Source organism: Streptomyces roseirectus, assembly GCF_014489635.1.
In the GTDB taxonomy this organism is placed as follows: Bacteria; Actinomycetota; Actinomycetes; order Streptomycetales; family Streptomycetaceae; genus Streptomyces; species Streptomyces roseirectus.
In genome coordinates, this window is the sequence record NZ_CP060828.1 from 658846 (window position 1) to 681177 (window position 22332).

19 protein-coding genes are annotated in these 22332 nt (G+C 73.2%); 11 read left to right on the forward strand and 8 right to left on the reverse strand.

Annotated elements, in window-relative coordinates; genetic code table 11:
* Window positions 1-39: 39 nt before the first annotated feature.
* Entirely contained in the window at window positions 40-654 is a 615-nt protein-coding gene (locus tag IAG44_RS02510; RefSeq protein ID WP_187745494.1) for a LysE/ArgO family amino acid transporter, read from the reverse strand.
* Window positions 655-723: 69 nt separating this feature from the next.
* On the opposite strand from IAG44_RS02510, the gene IAG44_RS02515 reads away from it, so the two are divergent.
* The gene (locus IAG44_RS02515; RefSeq protein ID WP_187752461.1) at window positions 724-1611 is read left to right on the forward strand and encodes a LysR family transcriptional regulator ArgP; all 888 of its coding nucleotides are present in this window, start codon (window positions 724-726) and stop codon (window positions 1609-1611) included.
* Between the two features lie 726 nt (window positions 1612-2337).
* Here IAG44_RS02515 and IAG44_RS02520 read toward each other — a convergent pair.
* Window positions 2338-3051, reverse strand: a complete 714-nt coding sequence (locus IAG44_RS02520) for a TetR/AcrR family transcriptional regulator (RefSeq protein ID WP_187745495.1) — start codon at window positions 3049-3051, stop codon at window positions 2338-2340.
* 111 nt (window positions 3052-3162) lie between these two features.
* On the opposite strand from IAG44_RS02520, the gene IAG44_RS02525 reads away from it, so the two are divergent.
* On the forward strand, window positions 3163-4380 hold the full coding sequence (locus IAG44_RS02525) for a saccharopine dehydrogenase family protein (protein WP_187745496.1): 1218 nt from the start codon (window positions 3163-3165) through the stop codon (window positions 4378-4380).
* 4 nt (window positions 4381-4384) lie between these two features.
* Here IAG44_RS02525 and IAG44_RS02530 read toward each other — a convergent pair whose 3' ends face one another.
* Together IAG44_RS02530 and IAG44_RS02535 are read right to left on the reverse strand one after the other, a co-directional pair.
* Window positions 4385-5155, reverse strand: a complete 771-nt coding sequence (locus IAG44_RS02530; protein WP_187745497.1) for a L,D-transpeptidase family protein — start codon at window positions 5153-5155, stop codon at window positions 4385-4387.
* 63 nt (window positions 5156-5218) lie between these two features.
* A complete protein-coding gene (locus IAG44_RS02535) occupies window positions 5219-6601 on the reverse strand; it encodes a M1 family metallopeptidase (RefSeq protein WP_187745498.1) in 1383 nt (460 codons plus the stop codon).
* A 138-nt stretch (window positions 6602-6739) separates the two neighbouring features.
* On the opposite strand from IAG44_RS02535, the gene IAG44_RS02540 reads away from it, so the two are divergent.
* Window positions 6740-7087, forward strand: coding sequence for a DUF488 domain-containing protein (locus IAG44_RS02540; RefSeq protein ID WP_187745499.1), 348 nt, complete (start codon window positions 6740-6742; stop codon window positions 7085-7087).
* A gap of 7 nt (window positions 7088-7094) precedes the next feature.
* Here IAG44_RS02540 and IAG44_RS02545 read toward each other — a convergent pair whose 3' ends face one another.
* Together IAG44_RS02545 and IAG44_RS02550 are read right to left on the reverse strand one after the other, a co-directional pair.
* On the reverse strand, window positions 7095-8768 hold the full coding sequence (locus IAG44_RS02545) for an FAD-binding dehydrogenase (protein WP_187745500.1): 1674 nt from the start codon (window positions 8766-8768) through the stop codon (window positions 7095-7097).
* Window positions 8769-8781: 13 nt separating this feature from the next.
* Entirely contained in the window at window positions 8782-9396 is a 615-nt protein-coding gene (locus IAG44_RS02550; RefSeq protein ID WP_187745501.1) for a TetR/AcrR family transcriptional regulator, read from the reverse strand.
* A gap of 151 nt (window positions 9397-9547) precedes the next feature.
* Here IAG44_RS02550 and IAG44_RS02555 point away from each other — a divergent pair, with 151 nt between their 5' ends.
* Entirely contained in the window at window positions 9548-10783 is a 1236-nt protein-coding gene (locus IAG44_RS02555) for a DUF4032 domain-containing protein (protein WP_187745502.1), read from the forward strand.
* Here the strand turns inward: IAG44_RS02555 and IAG44_RS02560 are convergent, their stop codons facing one another.
* Window positions 10784-11638 (reverse strand): universal stress protein, encoded by an 855-nt coding sequence (locus IAG44_RS02560; RefSeq protein WP_187745503.1) that lies wholly within the window; start codon window positions 11636-11638, stop codon window positions 10784-10786.
* 131 nt (window positions 11639-11769) lie between these two features.
* Here IAG44_RS02560 and IAG44_RS02565 point away from each other — a divergent pair, with 131 nt between their 5' ends.
* From IAG44_RS02565 to IAG44_RS02595, 7 genes are all read left to right on the forward strand, one after another.
* Window positions 11770-13446: an NAD(P)/FAD-dependent oxidoreductase gene (locus IAG44_RS02565; RefSeq protein WP_187745504.1), complete on the forward strand. Its 1677-nt coding sequence runs from the start codon at window positions 11770-11772 to the stop codon at window positions 13444-13446.
* On the forward strand, window positions 13443-14885 hold the full coding sequence (locus IAG44_RS02570; protein WP_187745505.1) for an ATP-binding protein: 1443 nt from the start codon (window positions 13443-13445) through the stop codon (window positions 14883-14885). Before IAG44_RS02565 ends, IAG44_RS02570 begins: the two co-directional genes overlap by 4 nt.
* Entirely contained in the window at window positions 14882-15235 is a 354-nt protein-coding gene (locus IAG44_RS02575) for a UBP-type zinc finger domain-containing protein (RefSeq protein ID WP_187745506.1), read from the forward strand. The genes IAG44_RS02570 and IAG44_RS02575 overlap by 4 nt, the downstream gene beginning before the upstream one ends.
* A 156-nt stretch (window positions 15236-15391) precedes the next feature.
* A complete protein-coding gene (locus tag IAG44_RS02580) occupies window positions 15392-16600 on the forward strand; it encodes a serine hydrolase domain-containing protein (RefSeq protein ID WP_187752462.1) in 1209 nt (402 codons plus the stop codon).
* 67 nt (window positions 16601-16667) lie between these two features.
* Window positions 16668-18338, forward strand: a complete 1671-nt coding sequence (locus IAG44_RS02585; protein WP_187745507.1) for a CAP domain-containing protein — start codon at window positions 16668-16670, stop codon at window positions 18336-18338.
* Window positions 18339-18484: 146 nt separating this feature from the next.
* Window positions 18485-20083 (forward strand): serine/threonine protein kinase, encoded by a 1599-nt coding sequence (locus IAG44_RS02590; protein ID WP_187745508.1) that lies wholly within the window; start codon window positions 18485-18487, stop codon window positions 20081-20083.
* A 144-nt stretch (window positions 20084-20227) separates the two neighbouring features.
* Window positions 20228-21262, forward strand: coding sequence for a hypothetical protein (locus IAG44_RS02595; protein WP_187745509.1), 1035 nt, complete (start codon window positions 20228-20230; stop codon window positions 21260-21262).
* Window positions 21263-21265: 3 nt separating this feature from the next.
* Here IAG44_RS02595 and IAG44_RS02600 read toward each other — a convergent pair whose 3' ends face one another.
* Complete coding sequence (locus IAG44_RS02600; protein ID WP_187745510.1) at window positions 21266-22249, reverse strand: aldo/keto reductase; 984 nt, start codon at window positions 22247-22249, stop codon at window positions 21266-21268.
* Window positions 22250-22332 lie beyond the last annotated feature (83 nt).

The window sequence follows — 22332 nt, forward strand, 5'->3', positions numbered from 1 at the left end:
GTCGCCGGGGATCAGTGTGGCAGCCCGCCGGTACGACGATCAGCTCCCCGCGATCAGCGTGACCCCCAGCACGATCATCGTCAGGGCGACGAACCCGTCCAGCACGCGCCAGGCGGACGGCCGGGTCAGGAACCGGCCGAGCAGCCGCGCCCCGAACCCGAGCGCGGCGAACCAGCACAGGCTGGCGAGGGCGGCGCCGAGCCCGAACGTCCAGCGCAGCGAGCCCCGGTCGGCGGCGATCGAGCCGAGCAGGAAGACGGTGTCGAGGTAGACGTGCGGGTTGAGCCAGGTCAGCGCGAGGCAGGTCAGCACCGCCCGCTTCACCGACCCAGCCGCCGCACCGTCGGCCGCGAGCGCCCCCTCGGGCCTGATCACCCGCCGGACGGCGAGCGCGCCGTACCCGAGCAGGAACGCGCCGCCGACCCAGCCGACGGCCGTCAGCACCCCCGGCCACGCCACCACCAGCGCGCCCACTCCCCCGACGCCGAGGGCGATGAGGACGGCGTCGGAGAGGGCGCAGATCGCGACGACCGGCAGGACGGCGGCGCGGCGGACGCCCTGGCGCAGGACGAAGGCGTTCTGGGCGCCGATGGCGACGATCAGCGAGAGGCCGGTACCGAAACCGGCCGCGGCGGCGGTGAGAGCGTGAGGCACGGTGTCCACGCTACGAAGCGGATCACCGCGCGTACAGCTAAAGATTCTTACGTATCATTAGCGTCTATGATGACGGATCTCCCCCTCGACCAGGTGCGCACGCTGCTGGCGGTCGTCGACGAGGGCACCTTCGACGCGGCGGCCACCGCCCTCCACCTCACGCCGTCCGCCGTGAGCCAGCGCGTCAAGGCGCTGGAGCAGCGCACGGGGCGCGTCCTGCTCCTGCGCACCAAGCCGGTACGGCCCACCGAGTCCGGCGAGATCGTCGTCCGCTTCGCCCGCCAGCTCGCCCGCCTCGAACGCGACACGCGCTCCGAGCTGGGCATGAGCGCCGAGGGGGAGGCGACGCGGGTCACGGTCGCGGTGAACGCGGACTCCCTGGCGACCTGGTTCCTGCCCGCCCTCGCGAAGGTCCCCAGGGAGCCGCGCCTGTCCTTCGAACTCCACCGCGAGGACGAGACACGCACGGCCCAACTCCTGCGCGAGGGGCTGGTGATGGCCGCGGTGACCGCCTCGGCGGACCCCGTGACGGGCTGCTCGGTCCGCCCCCTCGGCACCATGCGCTACCTCGCCTGCGCCCACCCCGACTTCGCGGCCCGCCACCTCACCGGCCCGCTCGCCCCCGCCCTCGCCGAGGCCCCCGTCATCGTCTTCGACCGCCGCGACGGCCTCCAGGACACGTTCGTCCGACGCCTCGGCGCGAGCGGCGCGAGCGGCATCCGCAACGCCGTCCCCAGCTCCGAAGGCTTCCGCGACGCCGTGGTCGCCGGCCTCGGCTGGGGCATGCTCCCCGAGCCCCACGCCACCCCCCTCCTCCACACCGGCCACGTCATCTCCCTCGCCCCGTCCCACTCCCTCGACCTCCCCCTCTACTGGCAACAGTGGAAACTCGACTCCCCCGCCCTGGCAGCGGTCGCGGACGCGGTGACGACGACGGCGCGGGCGTTCTTGCGCTGAGAACACGAACCGGCAACCACCACCCGACCACCCCCACGCCGAACCGGCTCGCCCCGCGTCACCCGACCGCCCCCACGCCGACCGGCCCGCCCCCGCGTCGAGGGCCGCCCCGCGCCGCCCGGCCGCCTTGCATCGGCCTGCTGCCCACGCGGGTTCGTGTGCGCCTGTGGGCGACGGCACGTGCCGATCGCCGCCCGCCGGGAGGGCGTCCCGCCAAGTGGCGTGACCAGGCCGCCTGTTCACCCCGCACGGAGTCGGGGCAGCGGCTGCCGCCCAGGCCGCCCGGCCGATCTGCCGAGTCGCAGGCCCTCCGCCGCACCACTCGATGGGGCACCGCGCGCGCAGGTCCGCGCTCCGGCACCGACCGGCCCGCCTCCCTCGGACCGCCCCGGACGGGCCGGCGCGCCTCGGCTCAAGCGTCCCTGGCCGGCCGTCGAGCCCCGCTGCCGCTCAAGCCTCCGGGCCGACCGACGCGGTCCGCCTCCACGACGACGCCCCGGGCCTGCTGACGCGCTCCGCCCCGCGACGACGACCCGAGCCGAGCGACCGGTCCCGCCCCCGACCACCCCGAGCCGACCGGCCCTCAGCCTTCACACGCCGCCAGCGCCTCCGCGTTCCCCCGGCTCCGCCCCCGCCCGTCCCAGGCCGGCCGGCCACCAGCCTTCGCACGCCGCCAGCGCCTCCGGGCCCGCCCAACCCCGCCCCGGGCCGGCCGGCCACCGGCCTTCACGTCCCGTCCGTCCCCGCCCCCAGCCGTGACTCCGCGCTGTCCAGCAGCATCTCCAGGGCCGTCGGGTACGCGCTGGTCACCATGTGGGTCGTGAGGAGGGGGGCGGCCTCGGCGATGCGGGGGTGGGTGGTCGGCGGCAGGCGGGCGTACGTGGACTGCCACTTGGCGTCGTCGGCGCGTTGGGAGGCGCGAGGGAGGGCGAGGGACGCGGCGTCGAGGGCGGCGAAGCCGAGGGTCTGGTCGATGAAGGCGTGGTAGATGCGGACGGTCTCGGGGAGGGGGAAGCCGGCGCGGCGCAGGATGTCCAGGACCGCCTCGTCCGCGGCGAGTTCGTTCGCGCGGCCCGTGACACGGCTGGCGGTGAGCTGCGCGGCCTGGGGGTGGGAGACGTACGCCTCGTAGATGCGCAGGCCGACGGCGTGGAGGTCGGCGCGCCAGTGCCCCGTCGGCCGCCAGCCGTGCAGCGCCTGCCCCATGAGCGCGTCGCCGATCGCGAGCGTGAGGTCGTCCATGCCCCGGAAGTAGCGGTACAGGGCGCTGGGGTCGCAGTCGAGGGCGAGGCCGAGCCGGCGGGCGGTGAGGCCGGCGCTGCCGTGTTCGCGCAGCAGCCGCAGCGCCGCGTCGACGATGAGCCCTTCGGACAGGACGGTGCCGCTCTTGGTGGGCCGGCGGCGCCGGCGCTTCTCCTCGGGAACGACCTGCTTGGCCACGGAACCGATCCCTCCTTATGCCAACGCCATTGACCTTACGGCACCCGGGAACGTTTGATGCGGGACAAGACGCGCGCACCCCTGTACCGACATATCGACAGGAGCCTTGTCATGCGTGTACTGCTCGTGGGAGCCGGTGGCGTGGGCACCGCCATCACCCGGATCGCGGCCCGGCGCCCGTTCTTCGAGGCGATGGTGGTCGCCGACTACGACCCGGCCCGCGCGGCGGCGGCCGTCGCGGCACTGGACGGCGACGACCGCTTCACGGCGGTGTCCGTCGACGCCGCCGACCGGCCGGCCGTCCGCGACCTGCTGGCCCGCCACCGCTGTGACGTCCTGCTCAACGCGACGGACCCCCGCTTCGTGCTCCCCCTGTTCGACGCGGCCCTCGCGGCGGGCGCCACCTATGTCGACATGGCGATGTCCCTGTCGCGCCCGCACCCGGACCGCCCCTACGAGGAGTGCGGCGTGAAGCTGGGCGACGCCCAGTTCGCGCGCGCCGGGCAGTGGACGGACGCGGGCGCGCTGGCGTTGGTCGGCATGGGCGTCGAGCCCGGCCTCTCGGACGTCTTCGCCCGGTACGCGGCCGACGAACTCTTCGACGAGATCGAGGAGATCGGCATCCGCGACGGCGCGAACCTCACCGTCGACGGCCTGGACTTCGCGCCGTCCTTCAACATCTGGACGACGATCGAGGAGTGCCTGAACCCGCCGGTGGTCTACGAGGCCGGCCGGGGCTGGTACACGACCGCGCCGTTCAGCGAGCCGGAGGTGTTCGACTTCCCGGAGGGCATCGGGAAGGTCGAGTGCGTCAACGTCGAGCACGAGGAGGTGCTGCTCGTGCCGCGCTGGGTGGACGCGCGCCGGGTGACGTTCAAGTACGGCCTCGGCAAGGAGTTCGTCGACACCCTCAAGACGCTGCACCGCCTGGAGCTGGACCGCACGGCCCCGGTGACCGTGCCGACGGCCGGCGGCCCGGTCGCGGTCTCGCCGAGGGACGTCGTCGCGGCCTGCCTGCCCGACCCGGCGTCCCTGGGCGGGCGGATGCGCGGCAAGACGTGCGCGGGCACGTGGGTGCGCGGCACCAAGGACGGGGCGCCGCGCGAGGTGTACCTGTACCACGTCGTCGACAACGAGTGGTCGATGGCCGAGTACGGCAGCCAGGCGGTCGTCTGGCAGACCGCGCTCAACCCGGTCGTCGCCCTCGAACTCCTCGCCTCCGGCGTCTGGTCGGGCGCGGGCGTCCTGGGCCCCGAGGCGTTCTCGGCACGCCCGTTCCTCGACCTGCTCGGCGTGTACGGCTCGCCGTGGGGCCTGCGGGAGCAGTGAGCGTTCAGACGGCGAGGGAGGCCCGGTCGCCCATGACGATCACCGGCCGCCACGCCGGGTCGAGGGCGCGCAGCAGGTCCCGCATGTGTTCCTCGGAGAGCCCCACGCAGCCGTGCGTCGGACCCCCGTGGTCGACGTGCAGCCAGATCCCGCCGCCGCGCCGCGCCCCGAGCGGCCGGTCCGCGTCCAGCGGCGAGGTGCCGGGGTCGCGGTTGTAGTCGATGGCGACGACGTAGTCGAAGGACCCGGCAAGGCTCTCGCCCTCGAACCCCGTGCCCGGCGCGGTGAACTTGCCGGAGCGGTGGTAGGGCAGCTTCGTGCCCGGGTCGGCGAGCAGGCCCCCGGCGTCGTGGAGGGTGAAGACGCCGACCGGTGAGCGCAGGTCGTCCAGCATGTGGTGGCCGCTCCAGCCGCGCAGCGCGTTGTGCGCGGGCCAGGCCGGGCCGGCCGTCCAGCCGGTGGCCGTGCGCCGGTACAGGACGACGGTGGAGTCCGGGGAGTCGCGGTCCCGGCCGGTGACGACGAGGGCCTGACGGGTTGTCGGGGGGATCTGGGCGAGGGTGCGGGGGCCGAGGCCGGGGATCGCATCGGCGGGAGCGGGGGCGTGCGCGGGCGTCTCGGCGGGGTTGTGCGCGGGCGTCTCGCCGGGCTCTCCGGCGGCCTTTTCGGCGGGCGTCGCCGGTGTCGCGTGTGTCGTGGCCACCGCGCCCCCGCTGCATCCGGTGAGCAGCAGGGACGCGGTGAGCAGGAGGGTGCGGGACCGTGCGGTGATCATGGTCCGACCCTGTCCGAGGGAGTTGAGGAAATCGCCATGTTCCGGCAAGTTCCCCGGAACCTTCTAGGAAAGCTTCGGCTTGCCCGCCGTGTAGAGCCAGGTGCGGAACAGGGGGCCGAGGTTCTTGCCGGACGTGCGCTCGGCGAGGCGCTGGAACTGGGCGGTGGTGCCGTGGTCGTCGCGGTGCTGGTCGGCCCAGGCGCGCAGGATCCGGAAGAAGGCTCGGTCGCCGACGGCCTTCCGCAGGGCGTGCAGGGTCATCGCGCCGCGCGTGTACACGGGCTGCCCGAAGATGTGCGCCCCGCTGCCGGGGTTGCCTGGCGGGAACGCCCACAGTCCGTCGCTCGCGGGCCTGGCGTACTGCGCGTCGAACGTCTTCTGTGCGCTGTCGCCGCCGTGCTGCTCGGCGTACAGCCACGACGCGTACGTCGCGAAGCCCTCGTTGAGCCAGATCTCCTTCCAGGACGTCAGCGAGACGGAGTTGCCGAACCACTGGTGAGCGGTCTCGTGGACGAGGGTCGACAGGCTCGGCGCCCGGTCGTACACGGGCCGTGTCTGGGTCTCCAGGGCGAACCCGACCTGCGGCGCGCGGTCGACGATCGATCCGGCCGCGCGGTAGGGGTAGGGCCCGAACAGCCTGCTCGCCCACTCCAGGACGGCGGGCAACTGCCTGGTGACCGGTTCCGCCGCGTTCGCCTCGCGCGGGTCGATCGCGTCGTACACCTTGATGCCGCTCTTCGTCGTGTACTGGCGGACCTTGAAGGTGCCGACGGTCGCGGTGGCGAGGTAGGCGGCCATGGGTTCGGGCTGGTGCCAGCGGAAGGTGGTGCGCCCGTTCCTCGTCCACCGGCCGGTCAGGACGCCGTTGGCGACGGCCGTGCGGCCCTGCGGGACGGTGAGGGTGAAGTCGTACGCCGACTTGTCGAGCGGGTGGTTGTTCGCCGGGAACCAGGTCATCGCGCCCTGCGGCTCCCCGGCGACGAACGCGCCGTCGTCGGTGGGGATCCAGCCGTCGGGCGAGCCGTCGGGGTCGGTGACCGGGCCCGGGGTGCCGTTGTAGGCGACGGCGACCTTGAAGGGCTGGCCCTTGCGCAGGGCGCGGGGTGGGGTGACGACGAGTTCCTGGCCGGAACGCCGGTAGGCGGCCTTGCGGCCGTCGACGGTCAGGCCGGTGACCTTCAGGCCGGTGAGGTCGAGGTTGAACCGGGTGAGGTCCTGGGTGGCGCGGGCGGTGAGGACGGCCCGCCCGTCGAGGTGCTTCCTGCCGGGGTCGTAACCGATCGTCAGGTCGTAGTGGGCGACGTGGTAGCCGCCGTTGCCGGCCAGCGGGAAGTAGGGGTCGCCGACGCCCGCGTTCCCGACGGGGCCCGCCGAGGCGGGGCTCGCGCCGATCAGGACGGCGGCCAGGGCGGCGGAGACTGCGAGAGCGGGACGTCTTCGGGGCACGGACGCTCCTTGGTGGGGTGTGGTCGTGAGGTGTGGTCAAACGTCCTTCACATTAGGTAAGAAGCGCCTGCTGTCGCTCTCTGTTTTAGGTCGTCCCACGGAATGTGATCATGCTCCGGGGGGCCTAGGCTCGCTCGTATGAGCGTCCGCGTCCGCCGTGTCTACGAACCTCCCTCGCCGGACGACGGCCTGCGCGTCCTCGTCGACCGCCTCTGGCCGCGCGGGCTGACCAAGGACGCCGCCCGGGTCGACGCGTGGCCGAAGGACCTGACCCCGTCGACCGAACTGCGCCGCTGGTACCACGCGGACGAGGGCTCCTACGAGGAGTTCGCGCGGCGGTACGAGGGCGAGCTGGCCGAGCCCGGGGCGGCGCGGCTCCTGGAGGAGGTCCGGGAGTCGGCCGCCACGGGGACGGTGACGCTGCTGACGTCGGCGAAGGTGCCCGAGGAGAGTCACGCGGCCGTGCTGCTGCGCCTCCTGGGCTGACGTCGGCTCACCGCGTCTGCTCCGCCGCCGCCCTTCCCGCCGCGCGCCCCGAGAACAGGCAGCCGCCGAGGAACGTGCCCTCCAGCGCGTTGTAGCCGTGCACGCCGCCCCCGCCGAACCCGGCGACCTCGCCGGCCGCGTACAGGCCCGCGATCGGCTGCCCGTCGGTGCCGAGCGCGCGGGAGTCGAGGTCGGTCTGGATGCCGCCGAGGGTCTTGCGGGTCAGGACGTGCAGCTTGATGCCGATGAGGGGGCCGGAGGCGGGGTCGAGGAGGCGGTGCGGGGTGGCGACGCGGCCAAGGCGGTCGCCGATGTAGCGGCGGGCGTTGCGGATGCCCTGGACCTGGGCGTCCTTGCTGTAGGGGTTGGTCATCTGGAGGTCGCGGGCGCGGATCTGACGGCGCAGGGTGTCGGCGTCGAGGAGGGGCTTGTCGGTGAGGCCGTTCATCTTCTCGACGAGCCGGTCGAGGGTGTCGGCGATGACGAAGTCGGCGCCGTGGTCGAGGAACGCCTGCACGGGGGCGGGCGCGCCCTTGCCGAGGAGCCGGTCGCGCAGCACGGCTTTGCGGTCCTTGGCGGTGATGTCGGGGTTCTGCTCGGAGCCGGAGAGCGCGAACTCCTTCTCGACGATCTTCTGGGAGAGCACGAACCAGGAGTGGTCGTGGCCGGCGATGTCCTCGGTGGTGCGCAGGTGCCTGAGCGTGCCGAGGGTGTCGTAGCCGGGCAGGCAGGGGTCGGGCAGGCGGCGGCCGAGCGCGTCGAACCACATCGAGGACGGTCCGGGCAGGATGCGGATGCCGTGGCCGGGCCAGATCGGGTTCCAGTTCCGGATGCCCTCGGTGTAGTGCCACATGCGGTCGCGGTTGACGAGGCGGACCCCGGCGTCGGCGCTGATGTCGAGCATGCGGCCGTCGACGTAGGCGGGGACGCCGGTGACCATCTCGGCGGGCGGGGTGCCCAGGCGTTCGGGCCAGTACCGGCGGACGATGTCGTGGTTGCCGCCGATGCCGCCGGAGGTGACGATCACGGCCTGCGCGGTGAGCTGGAACTCGCCTATGGCGTCCCGGTTGGAGGCCACCCCGCGCGCGGAGTCGTCGGGCGCGAGGACCGTGCCGCGCACGCCGGTTGCGGCGCCGTCCTCGATGACCAGTTCGTCGACGCGGTGGCGGTGGTGGAAGGTCAGCAGCCCGTCCCTGGCGGCCTGTTTGGCGTGGTGGACGAAGGGTTCGACGACGCCGGTGCCGGTGCCCCAGGCGACGTGGAAGCGGGGGACGGAGTTGCCGTGGCCGTCGGCGCGCAGGTCGCCGCGTTCGGCCCAGCCGACGGTGGGGACGAAGGTGATGCCGTGCCCGGCGAGCCAGGTCCGCTTCTCGCCGGCCGCCCATTCGACGTAGGCGCGCGCCCAGCGCACCGCCCAGGAGTCCTCGTCGTCGGTGCGGTCGAACCCGGCGCTGCCCTGCCAGTCGCTCCAGGCGAGGTCGAGGGAGTCCTTGACGCCGAGGCGGCGCTGTTCCGGGGAGTCGACGAGGAAGAGCCCGCCGAAGGACCAGTACGCCTGGCCGCCGAGGTTGGCGGCGTTCTCCTGGTCGACCAGGGCGACCCGGCGGCCCCTGCTGGTCGCTTCGTGCGCGGCGACCAGCCCGGCGAGTCCGGCTCCGACGACGATGACGTCCGCGTCCATGGCGCCCGTCCCTTCATCCGTTGGTGTCGCTGCCGTCCGTCAGCAGCGCGGTGAGCAGTTGTTTCAGCCAGGCGCGGGCGTGTGCGACGTCCTTGTCCAGCAGGAGTTGGGTGGTGACGCCGTCGTAGGCGGCGATCACCGCGTGGGCGGCGGCGGGGGCGGTGCCGAGGGCCTGCGGGACGGGGGTGTCGGCGAGCCGGTCGGTGAGGGCGCCCCTGAGGCGGGCGCGGTGTCCGAGGAGGCTCTGGGCGACCTCGGGGTCGCGGGCGGCGTGCACCAGGAAGTCCGTCTTGACGAGCAGCCAGTCCAGGTCGAGGAGCAGGACGTCGGTGACGCGGTCGACGGCTGCGGGCACGTCGAGCCCGGGGCCGTCCTGGGCGAGGGCGCCGGCGACCTGGTCGGCGATGAGGTCGGCGCGTTCGCGGTAGAGGGCGAAGAAGAGTTCGTCGAGGCTGGCGAAGTTGGAGTAGAAGGCGCCCCGGCTGTATCCGGCGGCCTCGCAGACCTCCTCGATGGAGACCCGGCCGAACCCCTTGGCGGCGAAGACGGTGAACGCGGCGTCCAGGAGCCTGGCGCGGGTGCGGACGCGGCGCCGGGTGACGCGCGGGGCGGGCACGTCGTCGGCCATGGCGGCACCTCCTTTCGCACCTGTGTTCCATACGCGAATGTATCGGATACACCGATGTATCGAACAGGGTCTTGCCGCTTTCTCACCCGTACGGGTGTTCGACGCCGGTGCCGGGCGTCGGGCGTGCGGGCAGGCCGTTTAAGGTCAGGCCATGGCTTTGCAGATAAGTGCGACGACTCCGGAGCATCCGGCCCTCCTGCTGGAGCTTCCGTGGGACGTCCCGCTGGAGGAGTGGCCCGAGGAGGTCCTGGTTCCGCTGCCGCGCGGCATCTCGCGGCACGTCGTGCGCTACGCGCGCGCGGGTGACGAGGTGATCGCCGTCAAGGAGCTGGCCGAGCGCCCCGCCCTGCGCGAGTACGAGCTGCTGCGCGACCTGGACCGCCTCGGCATCCCGGCCGTCGATCCGCTGGCCGTCGTGACGGGCCGTACGACGGAGGCGGGCGAGCCTCTGGAGTCGGTGCTGGTGACCCGGCACCTGGGCGGCTCGCAGCCGTACCGGTCGATGTTCGAGACGACGATGCGGCCCGCGACGATGCACCGGCTGATGGACGCCCTCGCGGTGCTCCTGGTGCGGCTGCACCTGGCCGGGTTCGCGTGGGGCGACTGCTCGCTGTCCAACACGCTGTTCCGGCGCGACGCGGGCGCCTACGCGGCCTACCTGGTGGACGCCGAGACGGGCGACCTGCACCCCCAGCTGTCCCCGGGGCAGCGGGAGTACGACGTGGACCTCGCGCGCGTGAACATCAGCGGTGAACTCCTCGACCTGGAGGCGTCGGGCGCGCTGCACCCGTCGATCGACGCGATCGAGTTCGGCCAGGAGATCTACCGGCGCTACGGCGAGCTGTGGGAGGAGCTGACGCGGACCTCGGTGTACCCGGCGGGCAAGTACCACTACATCGAGCGGCGCATCCGGCGCCTCAACGAGCTGGGTTTCGACGTCGCGGAGATGCAGATCGAGCACTCCTCCAACGGCGACACGGTGACGTTCGTGCCGAAGGTCGTCGACGCCGGCCACCACCAGCGGCAGTTGCTGCGGCTGACGGGGCTCGACACGGAGGAGAACCAGGCCAGGCGGCTGCTGAGCGACCTGGAGTCGTGGATGGCCACCCAGGACGACTACGCGCCCGGCGACCCCCTGGCGGCCCGCCCCGAGGTGCTGGCACACCGGTGGGTGCGGGACGTGTTCCGGCCGACCGTGCGCGAGGTGCCGCTGGAGCTGCGCGGCCAGATGGACCCGGCGGAGATCTACCACGAGCTGCTGGAGCACCGTTGGTACCTGTCCGAGCGCGCGCAGCACGACATCGGGCTCGACACGGCCGTCCAGGACTACATCAAGAACATCCTGCCCAAGGCGCGCGAGACGCTGGAGCCGACGCTGCCCGAGTGATCAGGCGTGCGGCACCACGGCCACCGGGCAGGGCGCGTGGTGCAGCACGCCGTGCGCGACGGACCCGATGCGCGCGCCCACGGCCGTGCGCCGCGCCCTGCGCCCGACGACCACGAGCTGGGCGTCCCCGGCCGCCGCGAGGAGCACCTGTCCGGCGCTGCCCATCTCGATGTGCTCGGTGACGGGCACCTTCGGGTGGCGCTCGCGCCAGGGCCGTACGGCGTCGGCGAGGGCCTTCCGCTCGTAGGGTTCGGGCCCGCCGACCTCGTCGAGGAGCCGGAGGGAGCCGGGGCTGTAGGCGAACAGCGGGGGCAGCGTCCAGGCGCGCACCGCGCGGACGCCCGCCCCGCGCGCGGCGGCCGTCTCGAACGCGAACTCCATGGCGGCGGCGCTGTCCTCGGGGTCGCCCTCCTGGCCGACGACGATGTCGCGCCCGGCGGCCTCGTGCGCGGCGCCGTCGCCGGCGCGGACCAGGACGACGGGGTGGGCCGCGCTCGCGAGGACCTGCTGACCGACGGAGCCGAGGAGGAACCCGACGACCGCGCCGTGCCCGCGCGAGCCGAGCACCAGCAGGTCCTCGGCGGCGGTGAGGGTGTCGACGACGGGGCCTTCGACCGAGTCGGTGACGACGTCGAGGCCGGGGTGACGGTCGGCGGTCTCGCGGGCGGCCGCGGCGACCGCGTCGCGGGCCCATCCCTCCTGCGTGGCGTGGTCGACGGTGGCGTCCGGGTGGACCTGCCAGGCGTGCAGGATCCTGAGCGCCCTGCCCTGCCGGACGGCCTCGCGGGCCGCCCAGGACAGGGCGGCGCGGCTCTCGTCGGTGCCGTCGAAGCCTGCCGTGATCGGGGCCGTCATGCGGTCGCCTCCCTCGGTCGTGGCCCGCGGGGTGCCCGCGAAGCCGAGCGGTCGTTCCCCTCCGACCCTACGATGACGGCAGTCGGCGAGGGCGGCGGGCCCTGGGCCTGGACACTCGGGGTGGGAGACGTATGACACAGGCCGCCGAAACGGCGCGGACGGTCATCCTGACCGTGGACGACGACCCGGGGGTCTCCCGTGCCGTGGCCCGCGATCTGCGGCGCCGTTACGGCGCCGGGCACCGGATCGTGCGGGCCGAGTCCGGGGAGGCCGCGCTGGAGGCGCTGCGGGAGCTGAAGCTGCGCGGCGACCTGGTGGCGGTGATCCTCGCCGACTACCGGATGCCCCAGATGAACGGCATCGAGTTCCTGGAACAGGCCCTGGACGTGTACCCGGGCGCGCGCCGGGTGCTGCTGACGGCGTACGCGGACACGAACGCGGCGATCGACGCGATCAACGTCGTCGACCTGGACCACTACCTGCTGAAGCCCTGGGACCCGCCCGAGGAGAAGCTGTACCCGGTCCTGGACGACCTCCTGGAGGCGTGGCGGCGCAGCGACCACCGGCCGGTGCCGACGACGAAGGTGGTGGGCCACCGCTGGTCGGCGCGCTCCTCCCAGGTGCGGGAGTTCCTGGCCCGCAACCAGGTGCCCTACCGCTGGTACTCGTCGGACGATCCTGAGGGCCGTCGGCTGCTGGCGGCGGCGGGCGCGGACGGGGAGCGGCTGCCGCTGGTGGTGACCGCTCAGGGCGCGCCCCTGGTGGAGCCGGACGACCGGGAGCTGGCCGCGCGCGTGGGCCTCGCGACGACCCCGGCGGCCGACTTCTACGACCTGGTCGTCATCGGCGGCGGCCCGGCGGGGCTCGGGGCGGCCGTGTACGGGGCGTCGGAGGGGCTGCGGACGGTGCTGGTGGAGCGGTCGGCGACGGGTGGGCAGGCCGGGCAGAGTTCGCGCATCGAGAACTACCTGGGCTTCCCCGACGGGGTGTCCGGCGGTCAGCTCACCGACCGGGCGCGCCGCCAGGCGGCGAAGTTCGGGGCGGAGATCCTGACCGCGCGCGAGGTGACCGGCCTGGAGGTGAGCGGGTCCGCGCGCGTGGTGCGGTTCGCGGACGGCTCCTCGGTCGCCGCGCACAGCGTGATCCTCGCGACGGGGGTGTCGTACCGGCAGTTGGAGGCGCCGGGGACTCAGGGGCTGACCGGGCGCGGGGTGTTCTACGGGTCGGCGCTCACGGAGGCGCCCTCCTGCCAGGGGCACGACGTGTACATCGTGGGCGGCGCGAACTCGGCCGGGCAGGCGGCGATGTACCTGTCCAGGGGTGCGAAGTCGGTGACCCTGCTGGTGCGCGGGCCGGACCTGTCGGCGTCGATGTCGCACTACCTGATCCAGCAGATCGAGCAGGCGCCGAACATCTCGGTGCGGGCGCACACGGTCGTCGAGTCGGCTCATGGCGAGGACCACCTGGAGCAGCTGACCCTGCGGGACGTGGTGAGCGGGGCGAGCGAACTGGTCGACGCGCAGTGGCTGTTCGTGTTCATCGGGGCGGCGCCGCTGACGGACTGGCTGGATGCGGCGGTGCTGCGCGACGCGCGCGGGTTCATCCTGGCCGGGCCGGACCTCGCGCCGGACGGCCGGCCGCCGGCGGGCTGGGAGCTGGAGCGGCCGCCGTACCACCTGGAGACCAGCGTGCCCGGTGTGTTCGTCGCGGGCGACGCGCGCGCGGAGTCCGCGAAGCGGGTCGCGTCCGCCGTAGGAGAGGGAGCCATGGCCGTGATGTTCGTCCACCGGTACCTGGAGCAGTCGTGAGCGGCGTCGTCCTGCCGTGCGACCCGGCGGAGATCGCGTCGCTGTTCCTGTTCGAGAAGCTGTCCCCGGACCAGTTGGGGCGGCTGTGCGCGGCGGGCCGGGTGGAGCGGTTCGAGCCGGGTCCGGTGTACGGCGAGGGGGAGCCGGCGACCTGCTTCTACGTGATGATCGAGGGCACGGTCGTGCTGTCGCGGCGGGTCGGCGGGGACGACGTGGAGGTCAGCCGGACCTCGCAGCCCGGCGTGTACTCGGGGTCGATGCAGGCGTTCCTCGGGGACCGGGTGCCGCAGGTGTACGCGGGGTCGATGCGGGTGACCGAGCCGACGCGGTTCTTCGTGATGCCGGCCGAGGCGTTCGCGGCGATGATGCGGGACTGGTTCCCGATGGCCGTGCACCTCCTGGAGGGCATGTTCTTCGGCTCGCGCAACACCCAGCGCACGGTGGCACAGCGCGAGCGCCTGCTGGCGCTGGGCTCGCTGTCGGCGGGGCTCACGCACGAGCTGAACAACCCGGCGGCGGCTGCCGTGCGCGCGACGGCGTCGCTGCGGGAGCGGGTGGCGAAGATGCGGCACAAGCTGGCCCTGATCGCCTCCGGGCCCTACGACCACGAGGCGCTGACGCGACTGATCGAGATCCAGGAGCGGACGGCCGAGCGGGTCGGCAAGGCGCCCGCGCTGAGCCCGCTGGAGGCGTCCGACCGGGAGGATTTGATCGCCGACTGGCTGGACGAGCACGGCATGGCCGAGGGCTGGCAGATCGCGCCGGTCTTCGTACAGGCCGGGCTGGACACCGACTGGCTGGAGCAGGTCGCGGCGGCCGTCGGCGAGGAGATCCTGCCCGGGGCGGTCGCCTGGCTGAACTACACGGTCGAGACCGAGCTGCTGATGTCCGAGATCGAGGACTCCACCACCCGCGTCTCGCACCTGGTCGACGCCGCCAAGCAGTACTCCCAGCTCGACCGCGCGCCGCACCGCGACGTCGACGTCCATGAACTTCTCGACAGCACCCTCCTCATGCTCTCCGGCAAGCTCGGCAAGCAGATCACCGTTGCCAAGGAGTACGACCGGACACTCCCGGAAGTTCCCGCGTATCCGGCGGAACTCAACCAGGTGTGGACGAATCTCATCGACAACGCCGTCCACGCGATGGACGGCGCGGGGACGCTGACGATCCGTACCGCGCGCGAGGGCGACCAGGTGCTCGTGGAGTTCCGCGACACCGGTTCCGGGGTCCCGGACGAGATCCGCGACCGGATCTTCGACCCGTTCTTCACGACCAAGCCGGTCGGCGAGGGCACGGGGCTGGGACTCGACATCTCGTGGCGGATCGTCGTCAACAAGCACCACGGCACCCTGCGGGTGGAGTCGGTCCCCGGGAACACCCGGTTCCAGGTGCTGCTGCCGCTGACCGCACCGCCCGCCCAGGAGGACCCGTCATGACCGAACTCGCCGGTGTCGACCCGAGCGTGCCGCCCAGCGGGCCCGGGTGCGTGGACTGCGACGCGGTGGGCGGGTGGTGGTTCCACCTGCGGCGCTGCGCGCAGTGCGGACACGTCGGCTGCTGCGACTCCTCGCCGGGACAGCACGCGACGGGCCACTACAAGGCGACAGGGCATCCCGTGGTGCGCAGTTACGAGCCCGGGGAGGGCTGGTTCTGGGACTACGCGCACGACCGGGTGCACGAGACGGGGCCCGACCTCGCGCCGCCCCTGAGCCACCCCGAGGACCAGGCGGCACCGGGCCCCGAGGGGCGGGTCCCGGCGGACTGGGCACGCTCCCTGCACCGCTGACACCGCGCACGCGCGTGCGTCGTCCCCCGCTGACACCGCCCGCGCGCGGGTCATCGGTTTCCGCGTCTCGCACGGCGATACTGAGGCACATCAGCGACGCACGGTCACGTTTTCGTGACCGTGCGTCGGTCGTGACGAGGTGTGACAGCGGAGGAAATGGTGACGTGCGTGAAGTGGAGACGGCTCGCCGGCGGAGCGCTCACGGGAGCCGTGGTCCTGTCCCTGCTGACCGGCCCCGCGCAGGCCGCGCCGGCCGCCCCGGCACCTGACATGACGGGGCTGCGCGGTGCGCTGAAGACGGCGCAGCGCCAGGGCGCGCCGGGCGCGATGGCCCGGATCGACGACCACGGCACGGTCCGCCAGGCCGCCGTGGGCGTCGCCGACCGCAAGACGCGACGGGCACTCAGCACGGCCGACCGGTTCCGGATCGGGAGCGTCACCAAGGTGTTCTCGGCGGTCGTCCTGCTGCAACTCGCCGACGAGCGCAAGCTGCGCCTCGACGCGCCCGTGAACCAGTACCTGCCGAAGCTCCTGCCGGACAACCGGATCACCGTCCGGCACGTCCTGAGCCACCGCAGCGGCCTGTACGACTACAGCAACGACATGTTCGCCCGCTCGGTCTCCGGGTTCGAGGCGGTGCGCACGAAGGTGTTCACCTACCGCCAGCTCGTGGCCCGTTCGCTGCGCCACGCGCGCACGACGAAGCCGGGCGGCCCCTACCGGTACTCCAACACGAACTTCGTCGTCGCCGGGATGCTGATCGAAAAGCTCACCGGGCACCCGGTGGCGGCGGAGTACCAGAAGCGGATCATCAAGCCGCTGAAGCTGGCCGACACCGCGTACGTGCACCCCGGCACCGCGCTGCCGGGCCGCCATACGCGCGGGTACCTCACCCCCGACAAGGCGGGCGCGCCCCTCGTCGACGCGACCCGGCAGACCGTGTCCTGGGCGCAGAGCGCGGGCGCGATGATCTCCAGCGCGAAGGACCTCGACACGTTCCTGTCGGCCCTGATGCGCGGCAAGCTCATGTCGGCCGCGCAGTTGGGGCAGATGCAGCGCTGGGTGCCCGCCGGGACCTCCCAGGCGTACGGTCTCGGGCTGCGCCGGCGCACGCTGTCGTGCGGTGTCTCGGTGTACGGGCACACCGGGGCCGTACAGGGCTACTACAGCTACGCGTTCACCACCAAGGACGGCCGCCGCAGCCTCGCCGCCCTCGCCAACGTCTCCAACAGCGGGCGCGTCCACACCACGATGCTGCGCACCCTCGAATCGACGTTCTGCGGCAGGAGCGCGCTCTCCCGGGTCTCCCCCGCACCGGTGACCGAACGCTACGACGACCTCGCGCCTGAGATCCCGCTGGACTGACCGGCGGGAACCGTGACGCTCGGTCACCCGTTGTCGGGGCAGTACGGAGCGACAGCGGGGCGGCACGATGAACGAACTGGTACCCGGGGGCAACACGGCCCTCCCGAGCGGCGCGTGGACCTTCCGGGTACCGGGCCCCTTCGACGTCAGCGCCCTGATCACGGACGACGGCGGCACGGTGCGCGGTGACGCGGACTTCGTGTTCTTCAACCAGCCTGCGGCCCCCGGTGCCCGGCTCCAGGGCGACACCCTCACCCTGGACCCGGCGCGCCTGCGGGCGGGCGCCGCGCGCGTGACGCTCGTCGTCAGCCCCGCCGGCCCCGGCACCCTGCTCGCACGCCTGCCTTCCCCCACGCTCCAGGTCACCGACGCCCGCGGGCGTGTCCTGGCCCGCTTCACACCCCCTCCCGTGCGCGCCGAGACGGTCCTGCTGCTCGCCGAGGTCTACCGGCGCACGAACACCTGGAAGGTGCGGGCCCTGGGACAGGGGTACGCCGACGGACTCGCGGGACTGGCGCGGGACTTCGGGGTGGACGTCGAGGAGGAGGCACCCGAGCCGGCGGGCCGCACCCCCGGATCCGCACCGGCCGGCGCGCCACACACACGCGGAGCCGCCACCGGAACCCGGCCGGGAACCCGCTCACCGTACGACCGCCCCACCCACGCGGGCCCGCCGTCGGACGGCCGCCCCACCCACGCGGGCCCGCCATACGACAGCCGCCCCACCCACACCGGCTCCCCAACCCCCGGTCGGCCCCCACACACCCGGCCCCCGTTCCCCGGCCAGGCCGACCCCGCCGCTCCCGGACACGCCAGTCCCCCGGCCCCCGGTCACCCGGGCCACACCGGCCGCTCGACCCCCGGCGGCCTCACGCCCGCAGGCCCGCCGCACCCCGGCCGCCCCCACCACCCCGGACCCTCGATCCCCACCGACCCCACCCACGCCCGCCCACCCCGCTCCGCCCACCCCGCACCCGCCGACCCCGACGGCTTCCTCGCCCTCGTCAACCCCGCCCGCGCGCAGGCCGGTTCACCGCCGGTCGTCCTCGACCCCGCCCTCGCCTCCGCCGCCCGCGCGCACGCCTCCGCCATGGCCGCCGCCGGGAAGCTCGGTGTGGAGGGGCGGGACGGGATGTCGGTGTTCCAGCGGGTCACCGGGGCCGGGTTCGCGTACCTCACCGTCGGCGAGCACCTGGTCTCCGGGCCGCACACGCACGCCGAGTTCGTCGAGTACTGCCTGAGCACCGACCGGACCCGCCGCATTCTCCAGGACCCGGCGTTCACGCACGCGGCGGTCGCGAGGGACGGCGCGTACTGGACGGCGCTGTGGGCGGCGCCCCTCACCCCGGCGGGGCTCGACGGGGTGGAGGCCGAGGTGCTGGCGCTGACCAACCGGGAGCGGGCGAGGGCGGGCCTGCGTCCGCTCGCGCCGGACGGTCCGCTGGCGCGCGCCGCCCGCGCGTACTGCGTCGACATGGCGGCCCGGGGTTTCTACTCGCACACCTCGCCCGAGGGCACCCAGCCGTGGGACAGGGCAGCGGCGGCGGGATCGGCGAAACGGTCGATCGGGGAGAACATCGCCTGCGGGCAGCGTTCGCCCGCCGAGGTGGTGGAAGGCTGGATGAACAGTCCGGGACATCGCGCCAACATCCTGAAGGCGGATTTCACCCACCTCGGTGTCGGTTTCGCGGGCGGCGGCCCCTCGGGCACGTACTGGACCCAGCTATTCGGGGCCTGAATTCCCTCGCACACGCGTTTCCCTCTGCGCGCCGCTTTTGAATGAAAGACGGATCCGCTCCGGAAATCTCGATTCCATTGAACGCACCGCGCCCCGCGCGCCGTACCTGTGGGAAAGGGAGCGAAACTCCGGGGGTTCAGCGAGGGATGACCATGGTCAAGGCGCACGTCTCCACGCACGAGTTGATCGCCGGCAGATACCTCCTCCTCGACGTCGTCCAGCGGGAGACGAACCGCGTCAGCTGGTACGGCCAGGACGCGGAGGACGGCAGGCCCTGCCTGGTCACACGGATCGGGCTGCCGCTGGGCACCACCGAGGAGGACGCGCGCGCCGCCGCGCGGGGCGTGCGGCGGATGGCGGCGACGATGACCCGGCTGTGCCCGGGACGGATCGCGGCGGTGCTCGACTCGGTCGCGGAGGACGGCTCGCTGTGGACGGTCACCGAGTGGATCGACGGCCTGCCGCTCGGCCAGCTCATCGACCAGCAGGGGTCGTTCCACCCGGCGCGGGCCGCCGCGATCGGCCTGGAGGTGCTGGACGTCCTGGAGGCGGCCCACGGCGAGGGCATCACGCACGGCGAGCTGAGCCCGGGACAGATCTTCGTCCGGGACCGGGGTCCTGTCGTCCTGACCGGGTTCGGTCTTGTCGGCGCGACGCTCGCGCCCCGGATCGCGGCCCCGTCGTACGCCTCGCCGGAGCAGGCGCGCGACGAACGGATCGGCCCGGCGGCGGACCTGTGGGCGCTGGGCGCGATCCTCTACACGCTGCTGGAGGGCCGTCCCCCGTTCCGGGACCGCGACCGGCCCGACGCGACCCTGCGGGGCGTGGACCGGCTGCCGCTGCGCGCCCCGCTGCGCGCGGGCCCGCTCGCCGGGACCGTCCAGGGTCTGCTGCGCAAGGACTCACGTGAGCGGCTGACGCGGGTGGTGCTGCGGCAGTCCCTGACGCGGACGCTGGACGAGAACCCTCACCTGGTCCCGGCGCCCCGGCTGCGGCGCGCGTACGCGGTGCTGCACACGACGCCGCGGTGGCGCGGGCGCGCGATGGCCGCGGGGACGGCGCTGGCGGTCGTCACGGTGGCCGTCGCGGCGCTGGCGGCGACGAACCAACTGCCCGGCACGCAGGGCGCGGGCACGGACACCCGGCCCCGGCCGTCGTCGACCGCCGCGGCCCCGCCCGCCGACGCCGGACAGAGCGCCCCCGCGACGCCCGCCCCCACGCCCACGGCCTCCTCCCCCGACACCGCGCCCCCGTCCCCGTCGCCGTCCGCGCCGCCCCCGCCGGACGAGGAGTTCCAGGACTACCGCGCGCCGGAGGGGTTCACCATCGAGCTGCCCGAGGGGTGGGAGCGGCAGGAGACGTCGAAACAGGGCGACCTGGCGTACCGGATCACGTTCGGCGCGAAGGGCGACGGCCGCACGCTCGCCGTCACCTACAGCACACAGCTCGGGCCCGACCCGGTCGCCGTGTGGCGCGACACCGTCGAGCCGGAGCTGCGGCGGGCGGAGGGGTTCCGGCGGATCGGGGAGATCCGGGCGACGACGTACCAGGGATACACGGCCGCCGACATGGAGTGGGTCGTGAAGGACGGGCACGGCATGCCGCTGCGCACCTTCGGGCGGGGCTTTTTGACCGGCGGGCACTCCGGGTTCTCGCTGCGCTGGACGACGCCGGAGGCGGACTGGGAGAAGGACGCCAACGTGGACGCGCTGAAGACGTTCTTCAGAACGTTCCGGCCCAGCTGAGCGAACGTTCCGACCATCCTGAAGGGACGTTTCCGCCGAGCCCCGCGCGCCCGCGCGGGTCTTGCCAAAGCCGTATCAACAGGTCGATATAGGCTGCCGGTCTGCATGTTCCGTACGCCCAGCAGTTCTCTTGAGGAGTCTTCCGTGACCCTGGCGATCGACCCGTCCGAGATGCCCGCCGAGGTGGAGTTCGCCGTGCTCGCCGACGCCGTGGTGCGTGACGCGCGGGAGTTCGGCGCGTACGCGCGGACCGGTGGTTGGGCCTTCGGGCTGAAGGTGGCGCGCAGTGTGCGGCCCGGCGGCCAGGCCGCGGGCGAGAACGACAAGGTGTCGGCGAAGGAGTTCGCCGAGCTGGCCGAGTGCTCCCCGGAGCGCGTGATGCGCTACTACAAGGCGTGGGACAAGGCCGCCGACGACGGTCTCGTCCCGCACTTCGAGGAGCTGGAGCCGGGGCAGGACGTCGAACTGCCGGACGCGGACGTCTGGCTGAGCTACTACGTCTCCCGCTCCAGCGCCACGTCCGAGCGCGGCACCGCGATCTCCGAGGCCGCCGAGGCGGAGGGGATCCGGCCGACGAAGGCCCTGGAGGTCGCGGAGAACCCGACCGCCCTGCGCGCCGCGATCCTCGCCGACCCCTCCACCGCGCGCGCGGCGCGCGCGGCCCTCCTGGACCGCATCAAGGAGGACCCGACGCTCCAGGCCGAGCTGGCGCGGGACGTCGTGCGCACCGACGACCTGAAGAAGGCCGTCGCGACGGAGAGCCGGTCCGCCGACCGCATCGGGTACGTCCGGCAGATCGCCGAGTCCGGCCAGGTGAAGACCCCGGCCGGACAGATGATCGACGCGCCGGTGTCGCTGCGCGAGGAGGCCGAGCGCCACCTGTCCCTCATCGACGAGCTGGACGACGGCGAGGACGCCGGCGAGTGGGCGACCGAGGCGTACGACACGATGAAGAACCTCGTCGTGGAGACCGTCGAGGCCGACCCGGAGCTGCGGGTCCAGGAGCGGCGCACGAAGTTCTACAGCAGCCTCCAGCGGGCCACGAAGGTCTTCGAGGAGCTGACGTTCGACGACGCGCAGGACTTCTACGAGGACGACATGGTCAAGCAGTTGGAGGAGCTTCAGGAGGCGATCGGAAGCTGCATCGCCTCCCTCCGCAAGGCGCGCGGCGCCGAGTAGCCGCTACCAGCGGTGCTCGACCTGGTCCTTGATCCGGCGGTCGTACAGGTCCCGGATCGAGGCCAGGGTCGCGGCGTCCAGCTCGGGCAGGTCTGCGGCGCTCGCGTTGGCGCGGGCCTGGCCGGGGGTGCGGGCGCCGGGGATGACGGTGGTGACGCCGGGCTGCTGGAGGATCCAGCGCAGGGCGAGCTGGGCGGGGGTGACGCCCTCGGGGGCGAGGCCCGCGAACTCGACGGCGGCCTCGACGCCGGTCGCGTAGTCGACGCCGGAGAAGGTCTCGCCCTGGTCGAAGGCTTCGCCGTGCCGGTTGTAGGTGCGGTGGTCGTTGTCCGGGAAGACGGTGTCCTTCGTGTACTTGCCGGACAGCAGGCCGGAGGCGAGGGGCACGCGCGCGATGATCGCGACGCCGGCCTTCTCGGCGGCCGGCAGGACCTCGGCGAGGGGCTTGAGACGCAGCGGGTTCAGGATGATCTGGACGCTGGCGACACCGGGGCGGGCGATCGCGGTCAGCGCCTCGGCGCACGTCTCGACGCTCACGCCGTAGTGCGCGATGCGCTCCTCGGCGACCAGGGTGTCGAGGGCGTCGAAGACCTCGCCGCTGGCGTAGACCGGGGTGGGCGGGCAGTGCAGCTGGACCAGGTCGAGGCGGTCGACGCCCAGGTTGCGCCGTGAACGGTCGTTCCAGGCGCGGAAGTTGTCCAGGACGTAGTTCTCGGGAAGCTGCTCGACGCGGCGGCCCATCTTGGTGGCGACGAAGATGTCCAGCTCCGGGCGGGAGCGCAGGAACGTCGCGATGGTCCGCTCGCTGAGGCCGTCGCCGTAGACGTCGGCGGTGTCGAAGAAGGTGACGCCGGACTCGACGGCCGCGTCGAGGACCGCGAGGGCGTCCTTCTCGTCGACGTCGCCCCAGTCGGCGCCGAGCTGCCAGGTGCCGAGGCCGATGACGGATGCGGACCGACCGGTCCGGGTAAATGCGCGCTGCTCCATGGCGGCAGTCTGTCATCAGGGCCGGTGGGGACGGAAACGGGGGCGCCTCGCGGGGGCCTGTCACTCGTCCGGGTGATCTGTTC

Bases quoted from the DNA above. Each gene is read 5' to 3' on its own strand.
- IAG44_RS02515 (WP_187752461.1), top strand. From the start codon at position 724: ATGACGGATCTCCCCCTCGACCAGGTGCGCACGCTGCTGGCGGTCGTC.
- IAG44_RS02525 (WP_187745496.1), top strand. From the start codon at position 3,163: ATGCGTGTACTGCTCGTGGGAGCCGGTGGCGTGGGCACCGCCATCACC.
- IAG44_RS02530 (WP_187745497.1), bottom strand. From the start codon at position 5,155: ATGATCACCGCACGGTCCCGCACCCTCCTGCTCACCGCGTCCCTGCTG.
- IAG44_RS02540 (WP_187745499.1), top strand. From the start codon at position 6,740: ATGAGCGTCCGCGTCCGCCGTGTCTACGAACCTCCCTCGCCGGACGAC.
- IAG44_RS02545 (WP_187745500.1), bottom strand. From the start codon at position 8,768: ATGGACGCGGACGTCATCGTCGTCGGAGCCGGACTCGCCGGGCTGGTC.
- IAG44_RS02550 (WP_187745501.1), bottom strand. From the start codon at position 9,396: ATGGCCGACGACGTGCCCGCCCCGCGCGTCACCCGGCGCCGCGTCCGC.
- IAG44_RS02555 (WP_187745502.1), top strand. From the start codon at position 9,548: ATGGCTTTGCAGATAAGTGCGACGACTCCGGAGCATCCGGCCCTCCTG.
- IAG44_RS02560 (WP_187745503.1), bottom strand. From the start codon at position 11,638: ATGACGGCCCCGATCACGGCAGGCTTCGACGGCACCGACGAGAGCCGC.
- IAG44_RS02565 (WP_187745504.1), top strand. From the start codon at position 11,770: ATGACACAGGCCGCCGAAACGGCGCGGACGGTCATCCTGACCGTGGAC.
- IAG44_RS02575 (WP_187745506.1), top strand. From the start codon at position 14,882: ATGACCGAACTCGCCGGTGTCGACCCGAGCGTGCCGCCCAGCGGGCCC.
- IAG44_RS02580 (WP_187752462.1), top strand. From the start codon at position 15,392: ATGGTGACGTGCGTGAAGTGGAGACGGCTCGCCGGCGGAGCGCTCACG.
- IAG44_RS02585 (WP_187745507.1), top strand. From the start codon at position 16,668: ATGAACGAACTGGTACCCGGGGGCAACACGGCCCTCCCGAGCGGCGCG.
- IAG44_RS02590 (WP_187745508.1), top strand. From the start codon at position 18,485: ATGACCATGGTCAAGGCGCACGTCTCCACGCACGAGTTGATCGCCGGC.
- IAG44_RS02600 (WP_187745510.1), bottom strand. From the start codon at position 22,249: ATGGAGCAGCGCGCATTTACCCGGACCGGTCGGTCCGCATCCGTCATC.